Origin of the sequence: Nocardia sp. NPDC049190 (genome assembly GCF_040648115.1) — a bacterium.
Lineage (GTDB): Bacteria > Actinomycetota > Actinomycetes > Mycobacteriales > Mycobacteriaceae > Nocardia.
On sequence record NZ_JBEZDE010000079.1, the window covers coordinates 1 to 10,516 of the forward strand.

A 10,516-nucleotide genomic window follows, 5' to 3' on the forward strand; every position below is an offset into this window, starting at 1 on the left:
GAACCCCGAACGAAGTAGAGTCCGAGTGGTTCGAACAGAATAAGGCAGCGTAGAGAAACCAAGAATCCGCTGTCCGAAATTCGTCCGGCCCCTCACACCAGCTTCTCGCCGGTGATCGAACGTTCGACCACGTGCAACAGTGATTCACGGGTGTGTTCGTCGATCATCGACGCGATCTTCACCGCTTTGCCGTCGACCGTGGAGTCGAACTGGAAATCCAACGCCACACCACCCTCGGCGCATCCGCTTCAACGGGCGGGATCGAGGAGATACCGGCGCGTTTACGCGGGTGATGTGCTCGCACCTGTAGGCCCTCCGACCGCCATAGCCGGTGCACACGCTTGATGTTCACCTCATGGCCTTCGTCGAACCGCAGCGCCGACCAGGCGCGGCGGAATCCGTGACAGGGGGTGTTTAGCCGCATACGTGCGCAGCCATGCCCGCTCCCCGGCATCAGGATCAGCGGGTGTCTGCGCGGCCGGCAGCCGCCGATATGTCGACCGAGTAAGCCCAACGACCCTGCATGCGAACCGCTCCGACATGCCCCGGGTCACCCGGAGCATGTCCACAGCCCGCCGCTTGGCCGCCGGGCCTAGAACTTTCCCTTCGAAATCTCGCGCAGCGCGTCTTTCTCCAACTCCGCATCAGCCAGCAGCCTCTTCAACCGGGCGTTCTGTTCCCGCAGCTCTGTGAGTTCTCTGGCGGCGGCGATGTCCATCCCACCGTATCGGCGGCGCCAGTTATATAGCGTCGCCGCCCAAACCCCGAGATCGGCGGCGATCTGTTCACCGGTCAAGCCTTCCGCGGACAGTTCATCGGCGCGGCGCAGCTTGCGCACGATGTCCTCCGCGGAATGCCGTTTCCGTCCAGCCATGGTCCTCTCGTCCCCTTCCGGCCCTCACCGGGGCCAATGGGACTCTAAATCCAGCTGGTCGCATCCACAGGGAACGGGCCACCCGAGCCGGTTACGTGTTCCTGCATTCGGCGGCCGACGGGTTCTCCCGGCTGGCCTACACCGAGGCACTCGATGACGAAAAAGCCAGCACCGCTATCAGGTTCGTGCACAGAGCCAGGGCGTTCTTCTCCGTCCACGGCATCGACCACATTAATCGGATCGTCACCGACAACGGGGCCTGCTACAGGGCTCGTGACTTCGCGAAGGTCCTACATGGGGCCCGTCACCAGCGGACCCGCCCCTACACACCCCGTCACAACGGGAAAGTGGAACGCTACAACCGGATCCTGTCCGAGGAGTTTCTCCACACTCGCGAATGGACCTCGGATCTGCAACGTCGACAGGCACTACAGATCTGGAACATCCACTACAACTACCACCGACCACATTCAGCCGCCGGAAACCAGCCACCAGCCAGCCGCCTCCACACCGGCGTCACCAATGTCACGGCCTCCTACACCTAGGGGTGGGGGTCGCCTTCGCGTGCAGTGCCTTCAGTGTTTCCAGTGCTGCGTGAGCGGTTTGCTGTCGAGGTTGGGTTTGGGCGACGACACTCGGGGCGTGGCTGAGCGCGCCCGTGATCGTGCTGCCGAACTCGCCACGGCTGGTTTCGTCCTCGCCCATACGCCGCAATTGCGCTGGCCATAGTCGGTGTTGTGATTCTGGTCGCATTTGTGGACATCGGCTCGGTGTGGATATCCAGTCAAACACATTACTCCCAAACGATGTCGTAGTCCGGAATTTTTGGACGGTCCTCACGAGGCATTTCCATCGGGGTGATCTCCAATTCCTTCGGTACCAGCATTCGGGATATTCCGATACCTTTCATGCAGGAGTTGCACCATAGATATCCGCTGGCTGCATTTCCGCCGGCCGGTCCGATAAATGCGACATATACGGGAGTTGTCCCACAGTTGGGGCACGGGGTATTGGAGAGTTCGGTGGGGTTTTCTACAATGTTCGAAAATGTTCTTTCCCACGCTTCGCGATCGGCGCGATGCTCTTGTGGCCGCATCTCGTTGTCCACTGTTATCGACCTCTCTATTTGTCGGCGATGTATTGACCGATGTTTTTCCACCATGCTGCTTCCGCGGCCCATGCTCTATCTTCATATTTTTCGAGTTCGGCTTCGGTTCGGGGGAGCCGAACGCCGCTGGCGAGTTCTTGAGCGTGAAATGTCTCATGGTACAGGGTGCGAGCGAGTCGGGCCTCGCCGCTGAGGTATACGGTCTTCCCGGAACCGTTTCTAACGTACTCTCTCCCTTTTCTGAACGCTTCAGGATACAGGATTATTTCCCGTGGGCTGATTGTACGACCCATGCCCAAACCGACAGTCCCCTTCTCGAGGCGGATTTTATACCTTCTGATATCGATATCGTACTTCGATGCGATATCGTTTACGGTGCCTAAGCGCATGATGAGATCTGGTTTAAGAGGAAGTTTTGGTAGTTCCCGACTTCTCTCTCCGGATTTTCTCCATAGTTCTTTACCCAACTCGTCGGCAGCCGACATCTCATGCCCTACGGTCCGAAGCTGCCCAGCTTTCTGCCGCACAAAAGCCGACTGAGACACCCCGGCGCTCTTTACGACGTCAGCCAACCTGTAGCTGAAATCTGCCAACGCCTTCCAAATCACGACACGCCTCGATCCCACTGCCTGCCCGTACCGCAGAGCAGGTATAAACATGCCTACCGATTGGTCTGTTATATTCCACATCTGGGAGTACGGCCAGATCGCCCCACTGCACTTAAATGCAACGACTGACCCGGACATAGGGCAGCAAGCTGATGACCAGGCATTAGGTCAATAACGTTTGTCATCTAGAGCACTCAGGGCTGTTTCGTTGATGTTGAGCACGAGGTTTCTGCCCTTGAACGCAAATCGTGCTACCGTATCGCTTACGCCCCTCGGCTGCATTGCCAGAATTCACAGATCATGCGGATTTACTTCCATCGGCAGTGACCTCTGCTGTTCTTTACCTGGTAAGAAGATAGCGCGGCTACGTAACATCGACTTGTATGAATCGGGCGACGAGTCCTGGGACCGAATAGTGATGCGAGCGCTGAATCCACCGAACATCCACTGAACACTGCACGCGAAGCGACCCCACTCCTTTGTTTTCCGAGGATGGGGCTGCCGTCGATATTCGGGCCCGCAGATCAGCGCAGAGAATCGCACTCTCGATGCAATGCGGACAACGCGGCACATCGACGCCCGGCTCATCGGGACAGTCCGGGATCCCAGGTGAGGATCACTGGCCTCGTGTGGGAGGTCGTAGTCGTTCTTCCAGCCCTCACCAGGACCAACAGGACTCTGGGTCCGGGCGGTCTCATGTACCAGACTCTGTCGGGGTTTCCGTGTTCCGCACGCATGAGATACGATCGGGTTGGGTGCCTTCTTTGCCCCCGGGGCGGCGGTGTCCTCCCGACTAGCGCAGCCTCCTTTTTAGCCCTGCCGCAGGTCACCGGGTGATTCCCGCTCTGTGGGGGTGTGGCGATTTGATCACCCCACCGAGCGCACCCCGGAAATACGCCATCGACCACGCCACGGAAAACCTCTCCCTCGACTGGGGTGACCAAAACCCGCCAGCCCTCGATTATTTTCCTTGCGGAGATGGCTTGCATGAGCACCTGTTCCTGTAGAGCCTTCCGAGAGAGCCGGTCCACACGTGTCAGGTGCAACTCGGTGGCCACCGCGAGCAACTTGCGCCATAGTGGGGCCGAACTCGTCCAGGTACGCGGCCCCCTCCGGCACGGTGGCCAGGTTCCGCAGGTGGTCGGCCACGGCGGCCGCGTCTGTATCCGTGCCCCGATCGGCGAGAGTGTCGGTGACCGCGGCGCGGTTGCGCTCGGCGTCGTACTTCTCCTGACCGGCGAGCTTGCGTTGATACCAGTCGGACGCGCTGTTGCCGCTGCTGACCTGGTGTGACGGGTAGCTCTGCCAGGGGCGTCGCGGCCGGTAGTAGATGATAGACATGTCAGGGTGGAGTGGCAGGCTGCTGCGAGGTCGGGCCTGAGCCGTCGCTCGGGCACTGGCCGTAACGCCGCATGTTCGGTCAGTCGTGACGCCAAGGCTGGGCCTGCGGTGTCATGTCCGGCAACGGGGTTGGCGGCGACAACATTCAGACCGCGACTGCCCGCCACCGGCAGGTTCTCACGGGTTTCGTGTTGAAAACCGGAACCTTCGCTGGTCAGGCTGTCGCGGTGTCGGTTGATCGACGCGGTGTTCGGGACCGACCGCATCGGCGAGACCAGCTACGCGCCACGCCTGCTGGGATGCCTACGCACGGGCATGCTGCTTATGGCCGACCGCAACTTCGCGGTCGCCACGTTGATCGACCAGGTCGCCGGCAACGGTGCGGACCTGCTGTTCCGCTGCAAGACCAACCGGAGACTTCCGGTGATCCGCCGCTGCGGTGACAACTCGTGGCTTTCACGGATCGGCGCCACGACCGTGCGGGTGATCGTCGCGACTATCGTCGTCCACCAGGCCGGTGGGCCCCGCCGCAGCGAACGCTACCTGCTGATCACCACCCTGACCGACGAGAAACGATACCCGGCAAGCGAACTGGTGGCTCTCTACCATGCCCGCTGGTCGATCGAAACCAGTTACCTGGAACTGAAATCCACCATCCTCGGCGAAATCGACTGGCGCGGTACCTCGGCCTTGGGCACGGGCCACGAACTTCGGCAACAACGGCTCGACCAGCGCCCACAACCCATCCGGCACCAAACGCTGCGACACAACATCGACCACGACCAGACATCATGCAGCACAACTGATTACTACACACCTTCAACGACCTACCGCGACGTGAGACACGATCTCAGCACCGGTATGTTCCCGCGCTCCCATTCCAAATGCGTGAGCGCCCGGACGGCGTCGTCGTGGGATACACGGTGACTCCGCTTGTCGAAGTCGACAAACCGACGCCCTACTGCGCTCGACAATCGACGACCTACCGTCCCGTCACCGCGATCCGACACGCCTGGCCAAGATCATCGGCGATGAGCGACGCCACCGGATTATTAGTCACTGTCAGGCAAGCACGAGATAGGGAGCAACGCTGGCGAGCTTCTCGCAGGTTTCCTCGAATTCACGATCGGGATGAGATTGTCCGACAATGCCCGCCCCCGCCCGCAACCACGCGGCGCTGCCACTCTGATACACCGCACGCAATATCAAGGCCGCCTCCATCGAACCATCGTCCGAGACCGCCACCACCGCGCCGGAATACAGGCCCCGCGGGCTGTCGTCGTGACGGAACACGGCATCGACACCAGCAGGCTTGGGGATCCCCGACGCGGTAACCGATGGAAAGAACGCCTCCAGCGCATCCCAGCTAGTCCGATTACGTGTCAATCTGCCACGCACGGTGGATGCCAGGTGCTGGACGCTCCCCCGCTCGCGGACAGCCATGAAATCCGATACCGCTGGCGAGCCGGGCTCGGATACCGAAACCATCTCGGCGAACGAGGTTTTCACCGAGATTGCATGCTCCACGATCTCCTTCGGATCGGACTCCAGGTCCGCACGGGCGGCACGGTCGACTCCTGTACCGCGCCCCAGAGCTCTGGTCCCCGCGAGCGGCTCTGTGGTGACGATGCCCGCACTGTCGACCGAGACCACCAGCTCCGGGCTGAAACCGGCAGCCGCCGTCTCGCCGAGCCGCAGCAGAAACGACCGGGCGGGAGTGTTGTGCATCCGACCCAGGCGATAGCTGGCGGGCATGTCGACGCGGAAAGGCAATTCCACTCGGCGCGACAAGATCACCTTCTGGTAACCACCCGCCAGAATCTCGGAGACGGCAGTCGCGACCCGCGTACGAAATTCGCTTGGATCAGCATGAATGTCGATGGGATGGTGTGCCACCGGCAGCGGCTCCGCAGGTGACTCGAGCAATGTTTCGATCATGCCCGCCTCGGCCTCTGTCGCACCGCTCAGGGTCACCGTCGATTCGGTGACAGTGACCTCGATACGTGGAATGATCAAGTGCGCCAGTCGGAGGCCGCGCGTGAGATAACGTTCGGCACCAAACGAGTAGGCACACGATTCGAATCCGATCCATCCGTAGGCGGTGCCCGAGGCGCCGGCGCCGCAACCGACCCGCAGCGACTCGACCGCCCGCGCCAGCGCCTCCACCGGCCGACCGGTCCACCGCCGACGCGTGGAGAGCGCGGCGGAGTTCAACTGCACCTCACTGGTGTCGAGCTCCACACGGCCGACTGGCGATGCCGCGAAGACCCACCGACCTGGTCGTTCGTAGACGACGTAATCACCGAACTGGCCCGATCCCGCGAGTCGTGACACCACGGTCAGCGGGTCGACCGCGGGATCGATCCGCAGCGATTCTGGAATGGTCACAAGATCTTCCACCCTCGGGTTTCCGGCTGGATGTCGGCTGTCCGCGCTCTGAGCAGCCGGTCGACGAGGTCTCGCACCTCGCTGAGCGAACTGAGCGCCATGAACTCGCCGATCGGCAACTCGATGCCGTATCGCTCGTCCAGCCGATCGGCGATCTCGAGCATGGTCAACGAGTTGACGTCGAGTTCTTCAGCAAAGTCCGCGTCATCGGTCACCTCGGAGGCAGTCACCTCCAAGACGCCGGCGAACAGTTGTCGAATATCTTCGATATCCACTGCGGGCTGCGCGTGGCCGGTCATGGTCGCTCCTGATCTATTGGGCTTTCGGTCAGACGCGCTGGGCCGTAGCGGATTTCACGGTGCCGTCGCCGGCGCGCAGGATCTGGATTGCCGCCACGGCACCGTGCCAGATACCGGTGAATCGCCTCCTCCAGACCGGCGAGGCGACCAAAAGCCGCGGGCACGCTGCCGAGCGCGTCTTTGCCGCGTGGACTCCGACGTTTGTCGACGAGGAATTCAAAGAGATTCATCTGCGCACACAATCCGACCAATCGATCTTCTTTGGGGGATCGGAGTGAATTATGGCGTCGACCGGCCCGGTTCCGAATTCTATTCCGAATTCATTCTATTGGGGCGGATATTTCTGCTTTCTCAAGCAAAGAAACATCCGCATCGTCGGAGAATTATGCTTGCAATATCAATATTTTCGTCATATCTGTTTCGGGAATTTTAGCAACTGTTTCGCGCAGTCGATGGATATCGTGTTCGTTTCGCAGTATCACTGCTGCTCGACAGCAACCAATCTAGTTTGTCTCGATAGTTCAAATCTCGTTTGGGCGGTGCCGCATTTTCATCTGATATCGCAGAACGTATATGGCGTTGCGGGCGCGGAAAAGAGCCAATGCCGCCGAACTCAACTGGGCCAGTTGTCGTCGCCGATCCGCAGTCATCGGTTTCTGTCCCCGCCGAACCGATGCACCAGCGCCGAGCTGATAGGCGCGACTGTCTCACGTTCAATGCAATGGAATTGCCACTGTTCGCTATGCGATCTTTTTCATTGCCGCAACAGCCCCGATCGTTCCAGTGCGACCAACCTATACTCGATAAGCCACGTGCTCGTAAAGCTGCATCGTTGATGTTCGGTTCGATTGTTTTACGGGCCATCCGGTGATAGCCGCTGTAGCGGGTGCGTACCTGACTGGGGTGAGACACCCGAGGACTGAATGCCGATGCCGGTTGGTTTGCGGTCGGGCTTGAAATCTCCGATCACTCCCCCGGCCTCAAGCAGGCTGGCCGAATCGTTGAGGTATCCGACGTGCGGTCGCCGGTTGAGCAACTCGATATAATAAGGATCGTGTCATCAGCCGCAAGCGGGATCAGAGCGGAATGTACTCGCGGAGTTCGCCTTTGGCGCGGGGGCGCGATTCGCCGGGCTGAGGTTCGAGAGCAGGCCGCTGTTTGGCGATCTGGATGTCGGTCAGTGGTTTGGTGACTGGTACGTCGGCATAGCCGCGGTCGTCTTCGTGCCACTGCCTCGCGGGTCGACGGCGCGGACCCGGTGACCACACCGTCGACGATGGCCTTGAGCTTCGGGCGCCGCGCTGCGGCGATGGGCCGCCATTTCCGGGTCGGCGTCGAGTTGCACCTTTTCCGATTGCTTCGTCTCGTCGTAGCGGCGGTTGGTGTCCGGATTGACCTTGGGTTTGCCGTTTCGATAGATGACCAGGGCGGCACAGTCACCCTCATGGGCACCGAGCTGCCGGTAGAGGGTGGAGCGACCTGTCGGCGATTTGATCGATGGTGAGGTTGCCTTCGTCGTACATGCGCTGGGCCTGGTCGAGTTGGAGCTTTGACAGGGCGCGGGGCCGACCACCGACCCGACCGCGGGCTTTTGCGGCGGCGAGACCGTCGAGGGTGCCCTCGACGATGAGTTCGCGGTCGTACTCGGCCAGGCGGCGCAGAAGTGGAAGATCAACCGTCCGCCCGGGGTGGAGGTGTCGATGCCCTGTTCCAGCACGACGAAGTCGATGTCGTGCGTGGGTGCGGCCGATACGCCGGAGCCGGGTGACCACCACCTGGTCGCCAGGTTGCAGCTTGGCCAGCAGTGCGTCGAGCTGTGGGCGGGAAGAGAGCTTGCCGCTGACCCTTTTCGACGAACAGGTCCTCCACCGCAACACCGGCGGCGTGCAGGGCATCAATCTGATGGTCTGTGGACTGGTCGCGGGTGGATACCCGCGCATAAGACCAGCGGCGACGAATTCTGGACCTTCGTTCCGCCAGGCGTTGCGGAACTTCACCGACCTCGACCACGCCACGCGCTACACCGAGCAGCTGGTCCAACTCGCCACCGCCCTGGAGGGGTGATGATCGCCGCTAAGGAAGGCGAAGGGCTGACACTGCGCCTGTGCTCGCGGGTGGCCGCCTTGCTCGCCAGCGACGATGATCTCGCGCAGACGTTGTTCGAAGATCTCGAGCAGCTCTACAACCTGCGCTCGGTCATCGTGCACGGCGGCGAAATGACGATGAAGGAACTCCGTAAGACGCTCAACGTCATCTCCACCGTGCCGGCCTCGACCGGAGAGGCGACAACCTTGATCGGATCGGCTACGCCGTCGACCGCCTGCGAGACTCGTGCGCCGTGCGATCTTGGCGCACATCTGCCTAGGAACTCCTGTAATTCGTTGTGGTGGTTGGTGTTAGCTGGTGAGGCGTGGTTGGTCGTGGTGAATGGTGAATTGACCGATAAGGCATGGGCTCGGATTGGGCCGATGTTGCCGGTCTCCGGTCGTGGACGGCGGTGGCGTGGTCACCGGCAGGTGATCTACGCGAGTTCTGTGGAACTACGCACCGGCGCACCGTAGCGTGACCTGCCCGAACGGTGCGGGCCGTGGAAAACCGCACACGAGTGGCTGCGGACCTGGACTACTGATGGGACCTGGCAGAAGATCCTCGACGAAGTGATCGTCAAGGACGACTCGATCGGTGAGGTCGAGTGGGTCCTCTCGGTCGATTCGAGTGTGGTGCGGGCCGGCCACCGGAGTTCGACCATGAGGTCTACAAGCAACGCAACGTGGTCGAACGCTGCTTCAACCGGCTCAAACCGTTCCGTGGCCTGCCCACCCGCTACGCCGAACGTGCCGCCTACTACAACGCAGAACTCACCATCGCTGCGATCGTGCTCTGGTTGCGATGAATTACTCCTAGTAGTATTTTGTTAGGTTGCTCACGAGGGGGTGTGTCAGCTCGAGATTCGGCGTGATTCTCGAGACGATGCCGGGGTGGATGCCGCAGCCCTGGTCGATGTCGATGAACAGTTCGATTCTTTTGTAGGTGAGGTGTTCTCGTCGTTGGTGCGCATTGACAGGGTGGCGACGGCGGGGGTGTATGCGCGTGGGTTGATGTTGAGTGGTGGGCGCAAGTCGATGCAGCCGATGGCGCAGCGCCTCGGTGTGGATCATCAGAGGTTGCAGCAGTTCGTGACCAGCTCGCCGTGGAAGGTCGAGCCGGTGCGAATGGTGTTGTCGGGCAAGGCGTGCGAGCTGATCGACCCGGAGGCGTGGGTGGTCGATGACACCGGGTTCGGTAAGGACGGCAAGAATTCGCCGTGCGTGGCCCGGCAGTATTCCGGCACGTTGGGCAAGGTCGGTAACTGTCAGATCGCGGTCAGCGTGCACGCCGCCTCCGACACGGCGTCGTGCCCGCTGAACTGGCGGTTGTTCATGCCTGAAAGCTGGGACGACGCGTGTGTCGAGGACCCTGACGCCGCGGCAGCCCTCGCGGCACGCCGGGCGCGCTCGGCGATACCCGACGATGAGCGGCACCGCCCGAAATGGGAGATGGCGGTGGAGATGATCGACCAACTCCTGGGATGGGGTCGCCGGCCTCCGCCGGTGCTGGTCGCCGACGCCGGTTACGGCGAGTGCGGGGGATTCCGCGCTCGACTCACCGCCCGCGCACTGCCCTACGTGGTGGCAGTCAAGGCCGCTGCCAGCGTCTACCCCGCCGACGCCGTGCCCGAGACCCCCGAACGTGTCGGCCCCGGCCGACCCTTCACCGCCCGGTATCGAGTACCGAAATCCAGCTGCCAAGACCTCGTGCTCGCCGCTGGAGCCGACGCTACACGGGAGGTGTCGTGGCGGCAGGGAACCAAAGCCACACCGAATAACCCCGACGCCGCCATGAGTTCGCGTTTCATCGC

The 10,516-nt window shown here is 61.5% G+C and carries 11 protein-coding genes and 4 pseudogenes; 7 read left to right on the forward strand and 8 right to left on the reverse strand.

Annotation, left to right across the window (positions count from 1 at the left end; all coding sequences use genetic code 11):
* Positions 1-92: 92 nt before the first annotated feature.
* From AB0B25_RS31280 to AB0B25_RS31290, 3 genes are all read right to left on the reverse strand, one after another.
* Entirely contained in the window at positions 93-221 is a 129-nt protein-coding gene (locus tag AB0B25_RS31280; RefSeq protein WP_357187261.1) for a hypothetical protein, read from the reverse strand.
* Positions 179-454, reverse strand: coding sequence for an IS3 family transposase (locus AB0B25_RS31285; protein ID WP_357187236.1), 276 nt, complete (start codon positions 452-454; stop codon positions 179-181). Before AB0B25_RS31285 ends, AB0B25_RS31280 begins: the two co-directional genes overlap by 43 nt.
* Positions 455-592: 138 nt before the next feature.
* Positions 593-874 (reverse strand): transposase, encoded by a 282-nt coding sequence (locus AB0B25_RS31290; RefSeq protein WP_357187239.1) that lies wholly within the window; start codon positions 872-874, stop codon positions 593-595.
* 83 nt (positions 875-957) lie between these two features.
* Between AB0B25_RS31290 and AB0B25_RS31295 the strand changes: the two are divergent.
* Positions 958-1,419 (forward strand): annotated as a pseudogene (locus AB0B25_RS31295) (integrase core domain-containing protein); the annotation flags it as partial.
* A gap of 577 nt (positions 1,420-1,996) precedes the next feature.
* On the opposite strand, the gene AB0B25_RS31300 reads toward AB0B25_RS31295, so the two are convergent.
* A complete protein-coding gene (locus AB0B25_RS31300) occupies positions 1,997-2,590 on the reverse strand; it encodes a hypothetical protein (protein ID WP_357187242.1) in 594 nt (197 codons plus the stop codon).
* Between the two features lie 1,050 nt (positions 2,591-3,640).
* On the opposite strand from AB0B25_RS31300, the gene AB0B25_RS31305 reads away from it, so the two are divergent.
* A complete protein-coding gene (locus AB0B25_RS31305) occupies positions 3,641-3,883 on the forward strand; it encodes a hypothetical protein (protein ID WP_357187244.1) in 243 nt (80 codons plus the stop codon).
* 294 nt (positions 3,884-4,177) lie between these two features.
* Positions 4,178-4,546 (forward strand): annotated as a pseudogene (locus tag AB0B25_RS31310) (IS4 family transposase); the annotation flags it as partial.
* Positions 4,547-4,600: 54 nt separating this feature from the next.
* Here AB0B25_RS31310 and AB0B25_RS31315 read toward each other — a convergent pair.
* The 3 genes and pseudogenes from AB0B25_RS31315 to AB0B25_RS31325 all read right to left on the reverse strand — a co-directional run.
* Positions 4,601-4,711: pseudogene (locus AB0B25_RS31315) on the reverse strand (IS5/IS1182 family transposase); the annotation flags it as partial.
* A gap of 282 nt (positions 4,712-4,993) precedes the next feature.
* Complete coding sequence (locus tag AB0B25_RS31320) at positions 4,994-6,319, reverse strand: salicylate synthase (protein WP_357187247.1); 1,326 nt, start codon at positions 6,317-6,319, stop codon at positions 4,994-4,996.
* Positions 6,316-6,618 (reverse strand): acyl carrier protein, encoded by a 303-nt coding sequence (locus AB0B25_RS31325; protein ID WP_357187250.1) that lies wholly within the window; start codon positions 6,616-6,618, stop codon positions 6,316-6,318. Before AB0B25_RS31325 ends, AB0B25_RS31320 begins: the two co-directional genes overlap by 4 nt.
* 59 nt (positions 6,619-6,677) lie before the next feature.
* On the opposite strand from AB0B25_RS31325, the gene AB0B25_RS31330 reads away from it, so the two are divergent.
* Entirely contained in the window at positions 6,678-6,896 is a 219-nt protein-coding gene (locus AB0B25_RS31330) for a hypothetical protein (protein ID WP_357187253.1), read from the forward strand.
* 1,164 nt (positions 6,897-8,060) lie between these two features.
* Here the strand turns inward: AB0B25_RS31330 and AB0B25_RS31335 are convergent.
* Positions 8,061-8,513 carry a recombinase family protein gene (locus AB0B25_RS31335; protein WP_357187256.1) on the reverse strand — a complete coding sequence of 151 codons (453 nt, stop codon included), beginning with the start codon at positions 8,511-8,513 and terminating at the stop codon, positions 8,061-8,063.
* Between AB0B25_RS31335 and AB0B25_RS31340 the strand changes: the two genes are divergently transcribed.
* The 3 genes and pseudogenes from AB0B25_RS31340 to AB0B25_RS31350 form a co-directional block, all read left to right on the forward strand.
* On the forward strand, positions 8,413-8,682 hold the full coding sequence (locus tag AB0B25_RS31340) for a hypothetical protein (protein ID WP_357187264.1): 270 nt from the start codon (positions 8,413-8,415) through the stop codon (positions 8,680-8,682). The two genes, AB0B25_RS31335 and AB0B25_RS31340, sit on opposite strands and share 101 nt — an antisense overlap.
* A 350-nt stretch (positions 8,683-9,032) precedes the next feature.
* Positions 9,033-9,511: pseudogene (locus tag AB0B25_RS31345) on the forward strand (transposase).
* A gap of 85 nt (positions 9,512-9,596) precedes the next feature.
* Positions 9,597-10,516: IS701 family transposase (locus AB0B25_RS31350; protein WP_357187258.1), on the forward strand; the 920-nt coding region annotated here is incomplete at its 3' end.